Here is a 16,053-nt window from a genome sequence, read left to right as displayed (position 1 = left end):
CCTCTCCTTGCTCACGGAGGCCGCGATGTCCGGGCTTGTCGATGTTCTGGCGATTGTCGCCGTAGTCGTCCTGGTGATCGCCCGCCAGTTCCGCCCCCGGCGGATGGACGCGGACAGGCGTTGGTGGGCCGCACCCGCGGTGCTGATCTTTCTCGCCGTGCGTGAACCGGGCCTGCTGGATCCCGACCACCGGACGGCATCGGTTCTCCTCCTCGGCGTCGAACTCCTCATTGCGCTCGGCACCGGCCTCGGCTGGGCATGGACCACCCGCATCTGGACGACGCCGGACGGATCGGTGTGGAGCAGTGGCAGCAAGGCCGGCGTCGGCGTCTGGGTCACCGGCATAGCCCTGCGGGCGGGTCTGGCCGGACTCGGAGCCGCGTTCGGCCTCCACCAGGGCACCTCGGCCCTGCTCCTCGGACTCGCTCTGACACTCCTCGTCCGTTCCGGCATCCTGGCCTGGCGGGCACAGGGACTGCATCCGGTGGCCGGGCAGAGCGCGGCCCTCGGGGAAGACGTGGCTCGCCCCTCGTGGAAGGAGCACGTGTGACGGAGAACGTCTGGCAGCGCTGGCCCTCCCGCGAGGCCCTCTCCGGAGAGGGGGTGCACAGGGCCAGGCACGCACTCACCATGGCCGCCCGCATCTTGGCCGCCGGGATCCTCCTGGTGACGATCTTCAAGGGCAGCGACCTGCACGGCTGGGGCATTGCGGCGGCCGTCCTGGGCGTCCTCGCCTGCGGATTCGGGGCCTGGGGCTTCACGAGGACCACGCTCGACCACCGGCTCCTGCCCTCCCTCGGACTGTTCGCCCTGCTGTTCGCGGTCGCCTTGGTGGCACACGGCGTGGGTCTCCGGGGCCCTGCCCTTGTCCTGTGGTGCGTGTGCGGCGTCCTCGCGATGGAGCGTTTGCCCCTGGTGGCCGGCCTGCCGGCCACCTTCGTGGCGCTGGGGGCGTACACGGTCGCCGATCACGACGGCTGGCCGGCCACCGTGGCCACGACCGGAGGGATCGCCCTGATCGGCTACGTGCTCCGGCTGGATGCCGAGGCCCGCGGCAGCACCCAGCGGCTCCTCACGCAGGAGCGTGCGGCGCGTGCGGCCGAGGCGGAGTCCGCGGCACTGGCGGAGCGGGCCAGGATCGCGCGGGAGATCCACGACGTGCTGGCGCACAGCCTCTCGGCCCAGCTGGTGCACCTGGAGGCGGCCCGACTGCTGATCGAGGGAGGAGGCGAGAGGGACCAGGTCCTCGACCGTGTCGTGGCCGCACGAAGGATGGCCCGCGAAGGGCTCGCCGAGACCAGACAGGCACTTTCCGCGCTGCGCGGCGAGCTGTCCCCGCTGGAGGAGTTCCTGAGCGAGCTCGTCGCCGATTCCGCCGGCGCCGATGTCACTGTCACGGGTGAACGACGACTGCTGTCGGCCGAGGTGTCCCAGGCGGTCCGCAGGGTCGCTCAGGAGGCCCTGACGAACGTCCGGAAGCACGCGCCGGGCGCCAAGGTCCGCATACGCATGGACTACGGCAGGAACGAAGTGACGCTGCGTGTACGGGATTCGGGTGCACCGCCGGGAGAGTTCACCCACACCGGCGCCGGATACGGTCTGCTCGGAATGCGGGAGCGGGCCGAGCTGCTGGGCGGCTCGCTGGAGGCCGGACCGTACGAGGAGGGGTTCGTGGTGACGCTGAAGGTGCCCGTATGACGGCGGAGTCCGGTGCGCAGCCTGCTCGTGTCGTGGTGGCGGACGACCAGACCGTGGTGCGCGAGGGCATCGTGATGCTGCTCGGCCTGCTGCCGGGGATCGAGGTCGTCGGTGCGGCCGCCGACGGAAACGAGGCGGTACGGCTGGTGGCCGAGCTCGACCCGGACGTGGTGCTGATGGATTTGCGCATGCCTCGCTGCGACGGAGTCGAGGCGACCAGGCGCATCAGGTCCGAGCATCCGAGGACGCAGGTCGTCGTGCTCACCACGTTCGCCGACGACGAGTCGCTGTTTCCCGCTCTGCGAGCGGGCGCTCGCGGCTATCTCACCAAGGACGCGGACGGGAACGAGATCGTCCGAGCCGTGCGGAGTGTGCTGTCCGGGGACGCGGGGTTCTCGCCGGGCATCCAGCGACGTTTGCTGGAGCGACTGTCGGAACCGCAGGCTGTCGTGCCCGCTCAGGAGGCTCCGGACGGGCTCACCCTGCGGGAGACGGAGGTGCTGGTGCTGATCGCCGACGGCCTGACCAACCAGGAGATCGCCCGCAAGCTGCAGGTGTCCACGGCCACGGTGAAGATCCACATCAACAACCTCTTCGCAAAGACGGGACTCAGGGACCGTGCGCAGGCCGTCCGTTACGCCTTCGGGAAGGGACTTGTGCGGCCACCAGGGGGGTGAGTCACCTGATGGGGTGAAGTGCGGGGAGAGAAGAGTCAGGGATCTTCCCGTTCTGTCCATCCTTGGGCACGCGGCCGAAACGGGCGGCGGACAAGGAGAGTTCGGTGGAGAAGCACGACGGTCCCGACCCCGGAAAGGTCCGGATCGACGACCCCTGGTACGACGCGCTCGCCTCCGGGTGGGGCGAGTTGGACGGTACGGGTGAGCCCGCTCCAACTGTGCCGCCCGCGCGCGGGGAGCAGGAGGACCGAAGCGCACGCGCCGCCGATGTCTATCTGGAGGTGCAGCGCAGCGCTGCCTTCCAGGAGGTGCGCGGCCGGTATCGGAGGTTCGTGATCCCGGCCGTCGCCGTCTTCTTCACCTGGTACGTGGCCTATGTCGTGACGGCGACCACGGCACCGGCCTTCATGGCGCGGCCCGTCGTCGGCGCGGTGAACGTGGCGATGGTCGCGGGGCTCGGACAGTTCCTCACGACGTTCCTCTTCACCTGGGCGTACGCGCGGCACGCACGGCTGCGCAGAGACCGCGCCGCGCTCGATCTGCGCTGGGACACACAGGAACTGACGCGTGGCGTCACGGGTGGTGAGCGGTGACCGGGAACCATCAGACGTTGGCCCTGCTGCTCTTCAGCGTGTTCGTCGCGATCACTCTGGGGATCACGACCTGGGTGAGCCGTCACCGGCACGGTTCGGCGGAGGAGTTCTACGCGGGCGGCCGGCTCTTCTCACCGATGGAGAATGGTTTTGCCATCGCGGGCGACTACATGTCCGCCGCCTCCTTCCTCGGTATCTCGGGGCTGATCGCGCTCTTCGGCTACGACGGGCTGCTGTACTCGGTGGGTTTTCTCGTCGCGTGGCTGGTCGTGCTGTTCCTGGTCGCCGAACTGGTCCGCAACTGCGGGCGGTTCACGCTCGCCGACGTCGTCGCCGCACGTATGAGTGAGCGGCCGGTGCGCATCGCCGCCGGAACCTCCTCGGTGACCGTGTCCGTTCTCTATCTGGTGGCGCAGATGGTGGGGGCGGGCAGCCTGGTCGCGCTGCTGTTGGGAGGCACGAGCGAGGCCGCCCAGACGTGGACGGTCATCGGCGTCGGCGCGCTCATGGTCGTCTATGTGTCGTTCGGCGGGATGCGGGCCACCACGTGGATCCAGATCGTCAAGGCGGTCCTGCTCATGGGCGGGGCGATCGCGTTGACCGTGCTCGTCCTGATGCGGTTCCACGGGGACTTCAACCAGTTGTTGCGTACGGCGGCGGAGCGGAGCGGGCACGGGAAGTCGTTCCTCGCGCCGGGGCTGAAGTACGGCGGGGACTGGACGGCGCGCCTCGACTTCATCAGCCTGGGCCTAGCGCTGGTGCTCGGCACGGCGGGCCTGCCGCACATCCTGTCGCGCTTCTACACCGTGCCGACCGCCCGGGCCGCCCGTCGCTCGGTCGTCTGGTCGATCGGACTGATCGGCGGGTTCTACCTGATGACGATCGTGCTGGGATTCGGAGCGGCGGCGATCGTCGGCCCCGATGCAGTACGCGGGTCGAACGCGGCAGGGAACACGGCGGTTCCTCTGTTGGCGCTGGATCTGGGCGGCGGTGCCGCGTCCACTGGAGGAACGGTTCTTTTTGCGATCGTCGCCGCGATCGCCTTCGCAACTATCCTCGCGGTGGTCGCCGGCATCACGCTCGCCTCGTCGGCGTCCGTGGCCCACGACCTGTATGCGTCGCTGCGGCGACGGCGCGCGAAGCCGCGCAGCGAGGTGGCCGTGGCGCGGACCGCCGCGGTCGGGGTCGGCGTCGTGGCCATCGCGCTCGGCCTGCTCGCGCGCGACCTCAATGTGGCGTTCCTGGTGGGGCTCGCCTTCGCGGTCGCCGCGTCGGCGAACCTGCCCGTCCTGCTCTACTCACTGTTCTGGCGGAACTTCACGACACGCGGCGCGGTGTGGTCCGTGTACGGGGGCCTGCTGCCGGCCCTGGTGCTCGTGGTGCTGTCGCCCGTGGTGTCGGGCAGCCCCGGCTCGCTGTTTCCGGGCGCCGACCTCCAGTACTTCCCGCTGGACAATCCGGGCCTGGTGTCCATCCCGATGGGTTTCCTGGCGGGCTGGCTCGGCACGGTCACTTCGACGGAGGCGCCGGACGAGGCCAAACACGCGGAGACCGAGGTGCGGGCATTGACGGGGGCGGGGGCGGTCTGACGAGGCTTGGGGGCTTCGAGATCGGGTCGGCCCGTGGCGTCGTCAGGGGCGGGTCGCCCAGACATAGCGGTGTTCGGGGCGGCCCGCGTCACCGTACTTGAGGCTCAGCGTGGCCCGGCCGGTGCGCTCCAGAAGCTTCAGATAGCGCTGGGCGGTCTGCCGGCTGAGGCCGGTCAGCTCGGCGATCTCCTGGGCGGACAGGGGGTTTTCCGCGTTTACCAGGGCCTGGCGCACTGCCTCCGCGGTGGTGGGGGAGTGCCCCTTGGGCAGATCAGGTTCCGTGCCCGTCGAGAGGGCGCCGAAGATCCGGTCGACCTCGGCCTGCTCGGCCTCACCGCCGCCGTCGAGGGTGCGACGCAGTTCGGCGTACGCCTCAAGTTTCGCGCGGAGCCCCGCGAAGGCGAACGGTTTCACCAGGTACTGCAGGGCACCTTGCCGCATCGCCGCCTGGACGGTGGTGATGTCACGGGCGGCGGTCACCATGATCACGTCGGCCTGGAGGCCCCGCCGCCGCATCTCCTGGACGACCGCGAGTCCCGTCCGGTCGGGCAGATAGTGGTCGAGCAGCACCAGGTCCAGATGGGGCAGCGCCTCCATCTGCCGCAGTGCCTCCGCCGCCGAGTGCGCCTCGCCCGCGACATGGAAGCCGGCGACCTTCTCCACGTAGGCGGCGTTGACCCGGGCGACCCGGATGTCGTCGTCCACGACCAGTACCTCGATCATCGTGGCTCCTCCTTGGTGGTCGTGGCGGTACTCTCCGGCGCGGGGCCGGGCTCCGGCTCGGAGGTGAGCCCCGGCTCAGCAAGCGCCTCAGGCAGCACGATCGTGAATTCCGCGCCCCCGCCCGCCGCCTCCGCGACCCGTGCGCTGCCACCCTGCCGTTCAGCGAGCCGTCGCACCAGCGACAGGCCGATCCCGCGCCCCCGGTGGGCCGGCGGTTCCTTGGTGGACCAGCCGTCCGTGAAGATCAACTCGCGTTGTTCGGCGGGGATACCAGGCCCGGTGTCCCGCACCCGGAGCACGGCGGTACGCCCTTCCGCGCGCAGTTCGACCTCCACGCGCGCGTGGAGGGTGCCCGCGACGGCGTCGAGCGCGTTGTCGACGAGGTTCCCGACGATCGTGACCAGTCCCCGGGCATCGACCAGCAGGTCGGGGAACAGCGTCCGGTCGGAGACCGTCAGGGCCACGGCGCGCTCCGCCGCGACGGTGGCCTTGCCCACCAGCAGGGCGGCGAGCAGTGGGTCGTGGATCTTCTCGGTGATCTGTTCCGCGGTGGCCCGGTGGTCGCCTACCACCTCGCCGACGAACTCCACGGCGTCGTCGAACATCTCCAGTTCCAGCAGGCCGAGCAGTGTGTGCATGCGGTTGGCGTGCTCGTGGTCCTGGGCGCGAAGCGCGTCGATGAGGCCGCGGGTGGAGTCGAGCTCGCGGCCCAGCTGCTCCAGTTCCGTGCGGTCCCGCAGGGTGGCGACGGCGCCGCCGTCGTCGGTGGGCATGCGGTTGGCGACCAGGACCCGCTGTCCTCGGACGGTGAGCAGATCGGTGCCGCTGACGGTTCCGGCCAGCACGTCGGTCGTACGTCCCTCGCCGAGCGCCGTGCCGAGAGGCTGCCCCACGGCCTCGTCACCGAGGCCCAGCAGCCGCCGGGCCTCGTCGTTGAGCAGCCGGATCCTGCCCTCGCGGTCCAGCGCGACGACGCCCTCCCTGATGCCGTGCAGCATGGCCTCACGTTCCGCCAGGAGTCCGGCGATGTCCGAGAAGGCCAGATCACGGGTCTGCCGCTGCACACGCCGCGAGATCAGATAGGCGGCCAGCGCGCCCACGGCCATGGCGCCGCCCGCGTAGGCGAAGAGCCCCGGGATCGCATGGATCAGACGGGCGCGCACACTGTCGTACTCGATGCCGACCGAGACCGCGCCCACGATGTCGCCGCCGGCGTCGCGCAGCGGCACCTTGCCGCGTGCCGAGCGGCCCAGGGTGCCGTCGTCGATCTCCATGACCTCCCGGCCGGCCAGAGCCTGCTGAGGGTCGGTGGAGACGCGTCCACCGATCTCGGCGGGATTGGTGTGCGACCAGCGCACGCCGTGCATGTCCATGACCACGACGTACTCGGCCCCGCTCGCCTTGCGGACCCGTTCCGCCTCGGCCTGGACGGGCCCGTCGGCCGAGGGCCGCGTCGACGTCAGTTCCTCGGCGAGCCGTGGTTGCGCCGCCGTGGTCTGCGCGATCGCGAGCGCGCGACGCATCGCCTGGTCGTCCAGCTGCTCACTGAGAGGGGCGAGGAACAGCCCCGTCGCGAGTACGGCGACCCCGGCGGCGATCGCCACCTGCATCAGCAGCACCTGCGAGAACATCCGCCTCGGCATGCCGAGGCGGAGTCGTCGAGCAGGGGGAGTGGGGCTCATACCCATGACGGTACGGGGAGCGATGGCCCGGGCCGTAGGCGGTGTGGCCCGGATCTCGTTCGAATGCCGTGGTCAGCGGGTCGGTGGGCTGATGGGCCGCTGGGTCCACGGGCCGGCAGGTCGGCGGGCCGGAAGGTCAGCGGGTGGCGTGGTGCGTGGTGGCTGTGCCCGACAGCTCACGGACCGTCGTCACGTCCATCCGGGCGGGTGAGCCGAGAGCCGAGCCGCAGCTCTCCGCCCGGGGCGGCGACGAGGCACCCTGGCTGACCGTGACGAGCCAGCGGCGGCCGTCGGTATGGGCGACTGTCACCTCCCAGTCAGGTGCCTCGCCCTCGGTACGGACCACGTTCAGAGCGCCCGCCGCGTGCTCGGCCACCGCTGTGCGCACCGCCAGTTCGGCTGCCTGACCGGGCCGCTCCCAGGCGGAGTTGCCTCGGCAGCCCTCGGTGACGACACGCCCTTCGCGTACACCCTGTAGGACTTCCTTGACCGCATGAGCCTCGGCGCGCCCGTACGCGTAGCCGAAGGGCAGCACGAGGAGCGTGGGGGAGAAGCGGTGGCCACCCAGGTGCGTGACCTCCCACGCTCCCGCCACTCCGGAGGCGGCGAGTTCGGCGGCGAGGGGGCGGCCGAGCAGGGCACAGCACCGGTCGCGCTTGCCGTTGGTGCAGACGAGGGCGAGAGGGTCGCCGGTGTGGGGGCGGCCGTCGAGCACCGCGTCGAAGGTGCCGGACAGGCCTCGACCGAGCTCGGCGAAGTCAAGTGTGAGCAGCTGCTCGGGGTCGGACGTGGTGGCGTTGTGCAGCCATACGTTTCCCGGAGCGGTGTGGGCCGCGTACACCTGACGCTCGGCGGTCGTGCGGCAGTCCGCGTGGCGTCCCGGGCGGCGGATCAGGGCGACGCGTACGCCGGTGCCCTCGGTGGCCCGCGTCAGGGCGCGACCCAGCGCGGGATCCAGATGGCTCGATGTCAGCGCTTCGGCACCCCAGGGACCGGGCTGTTCGACCAGCAGCCACGTCCTCGCCGTGGCGGCGGTCCCCGCGAGGGGTTCCTCCAGGTCTCGTGAGACCTTCGCGCACGTACTCACACAGGTGAGCCTATTCTGACTTGGCTCGTTGTGGCCTCTGAGGCCGGTGGTGTCACTGCTCCGGAAGTGGCTGCGGTGGCCGTTCTCCTACGTAGTGTCCGCTCGGGCGCATGCGCAGAGGCGCCTCGCCGTACTCCTCCAGGGTGTGGGCGATCCAGCCGGCCGTCCGGGCCACGGCGAAGATCGTCTCGCCTGCCGAGGCGGGCATGCCGGACGAGGCCGTGAGGACGGCGAGGGCGAGGTCGACGTTGGCGTGCAGCGGGACGTGGCGGGCGGTCGTCGTCACCACGTCGTGGGCCGCGGCCAGTGCGGGAGCGGCGTCGGGGATCTCCTCCAGGAGGGCGAACAGCGCCCGCGCGCGCGGGTCCTCACCGGGGTAGAGGCGGTGGCCGAGGCCCGGGACGCGGCGTCCGGCGCGCAGTTCGTCGGCGATCACAGGGCCCGCCGAGCCGCGGTCGAGGACATCGAGGAGCATCCGGTGTGCCAGGCCGCTGGCCGCTCCGTGGAGGGGGCCTTCGAGGACGCCGAGGCCCGCCGATACGGCGGCGTACGGATGGGCACGGGCCGAGGCTGCCACCCGTACGGCGAGTGTCGAGGCGGCCAGGTCGTGGTCGACGAGCAGTGCGAGGGCTGTGTCCATGGTCCGCAGCGAGGCCTCCGAGGCGTCACGTCCGCTGAGCCGGTACCACAGACGGTGTGCCAGTGGGCCGTCGTCCCGGTGGTCGTGCCTCTTGGGCGGCAGGGCGGCGACGAGCGTGGGGATCAGGGTGCGGGCGGTGCCCAGCACGGACTGTTCGGAAAGGTCGAAGCGCAGTGGATCGGCGGTCGCCGCGGCGATGGCGGCCACGCGGAGCCGGTCGGTGGGGCCCGTGTGCTCGGGCAGCGAATCGACGGCGCGGCGCGCCACCGTGACAGATGCCTCGGGTGCCGTGAAGGTGGCGCCGGGGCGTAGGGCGCCTGTCCAGAGCCACTCCGCGACCTCTTCGTAGGAATGGCGTGCGGCGAGCTCGGTCGCGTCGACGCCTCGGAAGTAGTAGCGGTCCTTGTCGATCAAGGTGATCCGGGTGCGGACGGAGAGCGTGCCCGCGGCCGGCGAACCCAGCGCCGCCTCGCGCCTGTTGCGGCGCGCGAGAGCCTCCACCTCCTTGGGGTCGAAGGTGCTGCCCCGGCCGCTCGGGTTGCTCCGGCTGCCGAGTCGGCCACGGCTCACGTACGCGTAGACCGTCTCCGGCTTCACGCCGAGCAGTTCAGCGGCTTCCCGGGTGCTGATCCGCCGCCCCTCGTGTGCCGGGACTGCTTCTTGATCCGTCATGGGTATCTCCGTATCTCCCATATCCGCGAGTCACGTATTGATTCAATCAATATTGACAATGGATAAGTCAAGCATGGACAGTCAAATCAAGTTCAGGGAGGCAAGCATGTCGATCAACCGGGCCACGAACGGGCGGGCCACGGGCGCTGTTGTCGAAGTTCCGCGAGGACTCGCGGGCGTCGTCGTCACCGACACCCTGCTGGGTGACGTCAGAGGCGCCGAGGGGTTCTACCACTACCGCCAGTACTCGGCCGTGGAACTCGCGAGGAGCCGGGGCTTCGAGGACGTGTGGCATCTGCTGATGCACGGTGAACTACCGGACGCGGCGCAGCGTTCCGCCTTCGCCGCGCGGACGGCGGAGCTGCGCCGGCTGCCCGAGGAGGTGCGGGCGGTGCTGCCCGCCATCGCCGCGGCCAGTGGGCGGGCCGGGGCCCTGGCGGGGATGAGGACCGCGTTGTCGCTGTTCGGAGCGGCGCGTGGATTCCGGCCGGTGTTCGACCTCGACGGCGAACAGCGCCGGGCGGACGCGCTCGCGGCCTCGGCGGCCGTCCCGACGCTGTTGACGGCGCTCCACCGGCTGGGGCGGGGACTCGATCCGGTCGAGCCGCGCGAGGACCTGTCGTACGCCGCCAACTACCTTTACATGATGACCGGTTCGGAGCCGGAGCCTGCTCGGGCGCGGGCCGTTGAGCAGTACCTGATCTCAACCATTGATCACGGATTCAATGCGTCAACGTTCACTGCCCGGGTGATCGCCTCGACGGGGGCTGACGTGGTTGCCTGTCTCGGCGGGGCGGTGGGAGCCCTCTCCGGTCCGCTGCACGGTGGGGCCCCGAGCCGGGCCCTGGACACGCTCGACGCGATCGGAACGCCCGACCGTATCGACTCCTGGATTCGTGAACGGGTCCTGGCGGGTGACCGCATCATGGGCTTCGGTCATCCCGTCTACCGCACCGAGGACCCCCGCTCGCGGATGCTCCGTGAGATCGCGCAGCGTTTCGGCGGCCCGCTGGTCGACTTCGCCGTCGAGGTCGAAGGGCAGGTGGAGGCGATCCTCGCGGAACTCAAGCCGGGGCGTGAGCTGCACACCAATGTGGAGTTCTACGCGGGCGTGGTCATGGAGCTCTGCGGCCTCCCGCGCGAGATGTTCACGCCGACGTTCGCGGCGGCACGTGTGGTCGGCTGGAGCGCGAACATCCTGGAACAGGCGGAGGACCCGAAGATCATTCGGCCGGCGGCGCGGTACGTGGGGCCGGGGGCGCCGGTTGTGGTTCCTGCGGTGGCCTAGGGAGTCTCACTCCGGAGCACTCCGAGGCCCCCGGAAACCTTGCATCCGCGACCTCTGGCGCGCGTCGGCGCACGATGGTGACGCATTACCCGCGTACGCCCAGTGAGCACCTGTACGCGGGTACGCGAGTAATGCCTATGCTGCCTTCACCACCCAGCCGGTTCTGCCTCAGCCGGGGTGTGGTCCTCCCTGGCTGTCCACTTCAAGCGTCGGGGATATCCGCTTTCGCGCGCACCAGAGTCTCGCGTGTGATCACTACGATCCGTTCGTAGTCGGCTCGTCCGGCATCGGGCGGGAGCTCCGGGTCGAGTTCCTTGGTGGCTTCCCGGCCGATGACTGCGAAGTTGCCGTCAGCGAGCTCGAAGATGTCGGGGCAGGTCTGACCACTTGCACTCCCACGCTCACGTGGTGAAACCCCGACACGTCGCACGATTTTCACGGATAAGTACCAGCCTTGTGGCTCGGAGAAGATGGTCGTCCCCGAGCTGTTCTCGGTCTCGTGACGGGCCGGCTCCGAGCGTTGGGTGGTCGTCGGAGGCACAACTCTCCGAGCGATGGGTGTGCGTTCGGAGTGCCCGCATAGCGGGCACGCGCCAATTTATATCGGAAGCCACTGGCCGCGCGCGGCATAACAGCGCGAAACCGAGTGAAATTCTTCGTGCCGCCTTGACGACGGGAAAATTGCGAGGATGAGTGTGCATCTTGGGCATTGATGGTATGCGGGGTGCATGGGCGGCTTGTGCGGTCTGAGATCGGTGCGCGTGGAATGGGTGGATGGCGCGTCACGGCGACTCTTCGGGCGGCTCTCCCACGACCCACCACTCGTCACTGTCCGACTCGGTCTGTTCCTGGATGAGGCCGTCCATGATCTGACCTAGTTCGGCCTCCTCCGACGCGCCGGGCAGGCTCTCTCGATGGTGGCGGGTCGCTGCCCAGTATTCCTGGAATATATTATTTTGGCATATGACGCGGAAATGCCCGTGCAACTCGCGCCGAGTCAGGGCCCCGATGCGGTGGAAGTACAGAGCGTTGACGTAGAGCGCATTCGCGAAGAGATACTGGCGCTGCCTTTCAGGGCTGACATCGTTCTCGTACGTGTTGAGGACCGCGGCGAGAGCGGGATCGTCCATGGCTTTGCACAGCAGATCGAAGTGGAGTCGGTGCTGCTCCGTGAGGGTGGCACGTCGGCGGTGCCGATCCCTGGCCGTGGCGACGGAGTCGGCCGCGGACGTGAGCCTCGTGCGGGCGGCGGAGAGCCGCCCCTTCCAAAAGTTCTGTGTGGCCATGTCAACCCCCGAATCAGGCGACCGTCCGCCGGTCGTCGGGTGCGGGTCGACAGGGAGCGGACCGGCGAAGCGTTGGGCGGCGCTTGCCGTCTCCCAGAGTGCCGAGAGGGTCTGGTCGGCTGGGAGGCGGAGAGGCGGCGCACGGAGGGAAGCGCGGGTCGCGCAACTCGGCGCCTTGCCTGACGTGTGCCCCGCGAGCGCCGCTAACAATCGTTCACTTCGGGGGCTTTCCGGGGCGGCTCGTATCCTTGGCGGGCATTGGTTCCCCGTCGTGAGAGCCGGTCCGTGAGCCGGAGTACGCAATTGGTGTGAGAGAGGTCGTGCGTTGAGTCAGGCGAGCCCCCAGCAGATCCCGGTCCTCGTCCTCGCCGGCTTCCTGGGTTCCGGGAAGACCACCCTGCTCAACCACCTCCTGCACCGCGGCGGAGGCAGTCGTATCGGGGCCATCGTCAATGACTTCGGTGCCATCGAGATCGATGCCATGGCCGTGGCCGGCGTGCTCGGCGACTCCACCGTGTCGCTGGGCAACGGGTGCCTGTGCTGCGCCGTCGACGCCAGTGAACTCGACCTGTATCTGGACCGGCTCGCCCGGCCCTCCTCCGGGATCGACGTGATCGTCATCGAGGCGAGCGGTCTCGCCGAGCCCCAGGAGCTGGTGAAAATGCTCCTGGCCAGCGAGAACCCGCACATCGTCTACGGCGGACTGGTGGAGGTCGTCGACGCCGCCGAGTTCGACGCCACCCGCGAGAAGCACCCCGAGATCGACCGGCACCTCGCCATCGCCGACCTGGTCGTCGTCAACAAGGCGGACCGTGCGACGGATCCCGACCGGGTGATCCGGGTCGTGCGTACGCTCGCCGACGGTGCCGCTGTCGTACCGGCTTCGTACGGGCGGATCGACCCCGAGTTCCTCTTCGACTGCCGACCGTCTGAGGAACGTATCGGCCAGTTGTCGTTCGACGACCTCCACCGGCACGAGGACCATGACCGCGATGACGACGGCTCGGCAGGGCACCTCGGCCATCTGCACTCCGCCTACGAGTCGGTCTCCTTCACCTCCGAAGTGCCGCTCGGGCCAAGGCGGTTGATGGACTTCCTCGACAGCAGGCCGGACGGCCTCTACCGCATCAAGGGGTACGTCGACCTCGGCGCCGCCGACCCCCGCAACCGGTACGCCGTGCACGCGGTGGGCCGGTTCCTGCGGTTCTATCCCGAGCCCTGGGCCTCGGACGAGCGCCTCACCCAGCTCGTGCTCATCGGGTCCGGCATCGACACCCTCGCCCTCGGTAAGGAACTGGAGGCGTGCAAGGACGACGCCCCACACGCCGACGAGCGCGGCATGTGGGGCGTCCTGAGATACGTACAAGGTGGGGAGGCGGAACCGGAGGCGGAGACCGGGCTTTAGCCGGTCCCGCGCCTCCCTGCATCCATCGCGCCGCCGCGTCGTCGCCCGTCCGGTACTACCGGCTGTACCGGCTGTACCGGGTGGACCGGCTGTCCGTGTCGGCTATGCCGGTCCTGCCACCACCGAGACCGTCTTCGCCAGCGAGACGCCCGAGCCGTCGCGTCGCGGGTCCATCTCCGGCAGTTCCGCGGGTGTTCCGTCCTTCTGCGCGGCGCGGGCGGGAGCGGGGCCCGCCCAGGCCAGGCTCAGGCAGTCCTCGCCCTTCAGGAAGCGCTGGCAGCGAACGCCGCCCGTGGCGCGGCCCTTGCGCGGGTACTGGTCGAAGGGGGTCAGCTTGGCCGTCGTCTGGACCGAGTCGTCCAGCGTGCCGCGCGAACCCGCCACCGTGAACACCACCGCGTCCACGGCCGGGTCGACCGCCGTGAACGAGATGACCTTGGCGCCGTCCGTGAGCTTCACACCCGTCATGCCGCCCGCCGCCCGGCCCTGCGGACGGACCTGGGACGCCTGATAGCGCAGCAGTTGGGCGTCGTCGGTGATGAAGATCAGGTCCTCCTCGCCGGTGCGCAACTCGGCCCCGCCGACGATCCGGTCACCGTCCTTGAGGGAGATGACCTCCAGCTCCTCCTTGTTGGACGGGTAGTCCGGGACCACGCGCTTGACCACACCCTGCTGCGTGCCGAGCGCCAGGCCCGGCGACGACTCGTCGAGCGTCGTCAGACAGACCACCTGCTCGTCGCCCTCCAGAGCCAGGAACTCCGAGATCGGCGCGCCCCCGGAGAGGTTGGGCGCCGAGGCCGTCTCGGGCAGCTGCGGAAGGTCGATGACGTTGAGCCGCAGCAGCCGTCCGGTGGACGTGACCGCGCCGATCTCGCCCTGCGCCGTCGCCGGGACGGCGGAGACGATCAGATCGTGCTTGACGCGCCGGCCCTCGTTCTCCCCGAAGGGCTCGCCGTTGGCCGTACGCGCGAGCAGGGCCGTCGACGACAGGAGCACCCGGCACGGGTCGTCGGCCACCTGCAGCGGAACGGCCGTCGCGGCGGAACCGGCCGACGCCAGCAGCACCGTACGCCGGTCGGTGCCGAACTTCTTGGCCACCGCGGCCAGTTCGGTCGAGACCAGCTTGCGCAGTTCGGTGTCCGAGTCCAGGATGCCGGTCAGCTCGTCGATCTCGCCGTTGAGCCGGTCGCGCTCGGTCTCCAGCTCGATGCGGTCGAACCTGGTCAGCCGGCGCAGCGGCGTGTCCAGGATGTACTGCGTCTGGATCTCGCTCAGTGAGAAGTGCTCGATCAGGCGCTGCTTGGCCTGGGCGGAGTTGTCGCTGGAGCGGATGAGGCGGATGACCTCGTCGATGTCCAGCAGGGCGACGAGCAGACCCTCGACCAGGTGCAGCCGGTCGCGCTTCTTGGTGCGGCGGAACTCGCTGCGGCGGCGCACGACCTCGAAACGGTGGTCGAGGTACACCTCCAGCAGTTCCTTGAGGCCCAGCGTGAGCGGCTGGCCGTCCACCAGCGCCACGTTGTTGATGCCGAAGGACTCCTCCATCGGCGTCAGTTTGTAGAGCTGCTCCAGGACCGCCTCCGGCACGAAGCCGTTCTTGACCTCGATGACCAGGCGCAGGCCGTGCGAGCGGTCGGTGAGGTCCTTGACGTCGGCGATGCCCTGCAGCTTCTTCGAGCCGACCAGGTCCTTGATCTTCGCGATCACCTTCTCCGGGCCGACGGTGAAGGGCAGTTCGGTGACGACGAGGCCCTTGCGGCGCGCCGTCACGTTCTCCACCGACACCGTCGCGCGGATCTTGAAGGTGCCGCGGCCCGACTCGTACGCGTCCCTGATCCCGGTCAGGCCGACGATCCGGCCGCCGGTGGGCAGGTCGGGGCCCGGGACGTACTTCATGAGCGTTTCGAGATCGGCGCCTGGATGGCGGATCAGGTGGCGGGCGGCGGCGATGACCTCGCCGAGGTTGTGCGGCGCCATGTTCGTCGCCATGCCGACCGCGATGCCCGACGCGCCGTTGACCAGGAGGTTCGGATACGCGGCCGGGAGGACCGACGGCTCCTGCTCCTGGCCGTCGTAGTTCGGGCTGAAGTCGACCGTGTTCTCCTCGATCGACTCCGTCATGAGGGAGGTGGCGTCGGCCATCCTCGCCTCGGTGTACCGCATGGCGGCCGGCGGGTCGTCGTTGCCCAGCGAACCGAAGTTGCCGTGGCCGTCGACCAGGGGCAGGCGCATGGAGAAGGGCTGGGCCAGGCGGACCAGGGCGTCGTAGATCGACGCGTCGCCGTGGGGGTGGAGCTTACCCATGACCTCGCCGACGACGCGGGCGCACTTCACGTAGCCGCGGTCGGGGCGGAGCCCCATCTCGTTCATCTGGTAGACGATGCGGCGGTGCACGGGCTTGAGGCCGTCGCGGGCGTCCGGCAGGGCTCGGGAGTAGATGACCGAGTACGCGTACTCAAGGAAAGAGCCCTGCATCTCGTCGACGACGTCGATGTCGAGGATGCGCTCCTCGAAGTCGTCGGATGGCGGGGTCTTCGTGCTGCGGCGGGCCATCGCTGCTGCGACTCCTTCACAGTCTCTGCCGGGGCATGAACGGGTTCTGACGCGGTCCATTGTGGACCGCGGTACTGACAACGCGGACCACGACCCGTCCGTACGGGTCTCGCGGGTCGGGTGCGTGACCAGCTCAACAGGCCTGGCAGACAGCGATTCC

The 16,053-nt window shown here is 69.6% G+C and carries 14 protein-coding genes; 7 read left to right on the top strand and 7 right to left on the bottom strand.

Features of this window, described 5'->3' with window-relative positions:
- The first annotated feature begins 25 nt into the window (after positions 1-25).
- The 5 genes from OHS59_RS12845 to OHS59_RS12825 all read left to right on the top strand — a co-directional run bounded on the left by OHS59_RS12845 (position 26) and on the right by OHS59_RS12825 (position 4,557).
- Positions 26-550 carry a DUF1453 domain-containing protein gene (locus OHS59_RS12845; RefSeq protein ID WP_328493546.1) on the top strand — a complete coding sequence of 175 codons (525 nt, stop codon included), beginning with the start codon at positions 26-28 and terminating at the stop codon, positions 548-550.
- The gene (locus OHS59_RS12840; protein ID WP_328493545.1) at positions 547-1,698 is read left to right on the top strand and encodes a sensor histidine kinase; all 1,152 of its coding nucleotides are present in this window, start codon (positions 547-549) and stop codon (positions 1,696-1,698) included. Before OHS59_RS12845 ends, OHS59_RS12840 begins: the two co-directional genes overlap by 4 nt.
- Positions 1,695-2,375 (top strand): response regulator transcription factor, encoded by a 681-nt coding sequence (locus OHS59_RS12835; protein ID WP_328493544.1) that lies wholly within the window; start codon positions 1,695-1,697, stop codon positions 2,373-2,375. The genes OHS59_RS12840 and OHS59_RS12835 overlap by 4 nt, the downstream gene beginning before the upstream one ends.
- A gap of 104 nt (positions 2,376-2,479) precedes the next feature.
- The gene (locus tag OHS59_RS12830) at positions 2,480-2,968 is read left to right on the top strand and encodes a DUF485 domain-containing protein (protein ID WP_328493543.1); all 489 of its coding nucleotides are present in this window, start codon (positions 2,480-2,482) and stop codon (positions 2,966-2,968) included.
- Positions 2,965-4,557, top strand: a complete 1,593-nt coding sequence (locus OHS59_RS12825; protein ID WP_328493542.1) for a solute symporter family protein — start codon at positions 2,965-2,967, stop codon at positions 4,555-4,557. The genes OHS59_RS12830 and OHS59_RS12825 overlap by 4 nt, the downstream gene beginning before the upstream one ends.
- Before the next feature lie 42 nt (positions 4,558-4,599).
- Here OHS59_RS12825 and OHS59_RS12820 read toward each other — a convergent pair whose 3' ends face one another.
- The 4 genes from OHS59_RS12820 to OHS59_RS12805 form a co-directional block, all read right to left on the bottom strand.
- Positions 4,600-5,280 (bottom strand): response regulator, encoded by a 681-nt coding sequence (locus tag OHS59_RS12820; RefSeq protein WP_328493541.1) that lies wholly within the window; start codon positions 5,278-5,280, stop codon positions 4,600-4,602.
- Positions 5,277-6,962 carry a sensor histidine kinase gene (locus tag OHS59_RS12815; protein ID WP_328493540.1) on the bottom strand — a complete coding sequence of 562 codons (1,686 nt, stop codon included), beginning with the start codon at positions 6,960-6,962 and terminating at the stop codon, positions 5,277-5,279. Before OHS59_RS12815 ends, OHS59_RS12820 begins: the two co-directional genes overlap by 4 nt.
- A gap of 136 nt (positions 6,963-7,098) precedes the next feature.
- Positions 7,099-8,049, bottom strand: coding sequence for a sucrase ferredoxin (locus OHS59_RS12810; protein WP_328493539.1), 951 nt, complete (start codon positions 8,047-8,049; stop codon positions 7,099-7,101).
- 52 nt (positions 8,050-8,101) lie between these two features.
- A complete protein-coding gene (locus OHS59_RS12805; RefSeq protein ID WP_328493538.1) occupies positions 8,102-9,361 on the bottom strand; it encodes a citrate synthase family protein in 1,260 nt (419 codons plus the stop codon).
- Between the two features lie 106 nt (positions 9,362-9,467).
- Here OHS59_RS12805 and OHS59_RS12800 point away from each other — a divergent pair, with 106 nt between their 5' ends.
- Positions 9,468-10,649 (top strand): citrate synthase/methylcitrate synthase, encoded by a 1,182-nt coding sequence (locus OHS59_RS12800; RefSeq protein WP_328493537.1) that lies wholly within the window; start codon positions 9,468-9,470, stop codon positions 10,647-10,649.
- Between the two features lie 202 nt (positions 10,650-10,851).
- Here OHS59_RS12800 and OHS59_RS12795 read toward each other — a convergent pair whose 3' ends face one another.
- Both OHS59_RS12795 and OHS59_RS12790 read right to left on the bottom strand, forming a co-directional pair.
- Positions 10,852-11,088: a hypothetical protein gene (locus OHS59_RS12795; RefSeq protein ID WP_328493536.1), complete on the bottom strand. Its 237-nt coding sequence runs from the start codon at positions 11,086-11,088 to the stop codon at positions 10,852-10,854.
- Between the two features lie 343 nt (positions 11,089-11,431).
- A complete protein-coding gene (locus OHS59_RS12790; protein WP_328493535.1) occupies positions 11,432-11,935 on the bottom strand; it encodes a DUF6082 family protein in 504 nt (167 codons plus the stop codon).
- Positions 11,936-12,260: 325 nt separating this feature from the next.
- Here OHS59_RS12790 and OHS59_RS12785 point away from each other — a divergent pair, with 325 nt between their 5' ends.
- A complete protein-coding gene (locus OHS59_RS12785; RefSeq protein WP_328493534.1) occupies positions 12,261-13,340 on the top strand; it encodes a CobW family GTP-binding protein in 1,080 nt (359 codons plus the stop codon).
- Between the two features lie 102 nt (positions 13,341-13,442).
- Here OHS59_RS12785 and OHS59_RS12780 read toward each other — a convergent pair whose 3' ends face one another.
- Positions 13,443-15,893 carry a DNA gyrase/topoisomerase IV subunit A gene (locus OHS59_RS12780; RefSeq protein ID WP_328493533.1) on the bottom strand — a complete coding sequence of 817 codons (2,451 nt, stop codon included), beginning with the start codon at positions 15,891-15,893 and terminating at the stop codon, positions 13,443-13,445.
- Positions 15,894-16,053: the final 160 nt, after the last annotated feature.

The sequence above is a fragment of the Streptomyces sp. NBC_00414 genome (genome assembly GCF_036038375.1).
In the GTDB taxonomy this organism is placed as follows: Bacteria; Actinomycetota; Actinomycetes; order Streptomycetales; family Streptomycetaceae; genus Streptomyces.
This window is presented reverse-complemented; position numbering and strand designations above follow the sequence as displayed.

Excerpts from the sequence above, each read along its gene's own strand:
- OHS59_RS12845 (WP_328493546.1), top strand. The coding sequence starts at position 26 with ATGTCCGGGCTTGTCGATGTTCTGGCGATTGTCGCCGTAGTCGTCCTG.
- OHS59_RS12835 (WP_328493544.1), top strand. The coding sequence starts at position 1,695 with ATGACGGCGGAGTCCGGTGCGCAGCCTGCTCGTGTCGTGGTGGCGGAC.
- OHS59_RS12820 (WP_328493541.1), bottom strand. The coding sequence starts at position 5,280 with ATGATCGAGGTACTGGTCGTGGACGACGACATCCGGGTCGCCCGGGTC.
- OHS59_RS12815 (WP_328493540.1), bottom strand. The coding sequence starts at position 6,962 with ATGAGCCCCACTCCCCCTGCTCGACGACTCCGCCTCGGCATGCCGAGG.
- OHS59_RS12805 (WP_328493538.1), bottom strand. The coding sequence starts at position 9,361 with ATGACGGATCAAGAAGCAGTCCCGGCACACGAGGGGCGGCGGATCAGC.
- OHS59_RS12800 (WP_328493537.1), top strand. The coding sequence starts at position 9,468 with ATGTCGATCAACCGGGCCACGAACGGGCGGGCCACGGGCGCTGTTGTC.
- OHS59_RS12790 (WP_328493535.1), bottom strand. The coding sequence starts at position 11,935 with ATGGCCACACAGAACTTTTGGAAGGGGCGGCTCTCCGCCGCCCGCACG.
- OHS59_RS12780 (WP_328493533.1), bottom strand. The coding sequence starts at position 15,893 with ATGGCCCGCCGCAGCACGAAGACCCCGCCATCCGACGACTTCGAGGAG.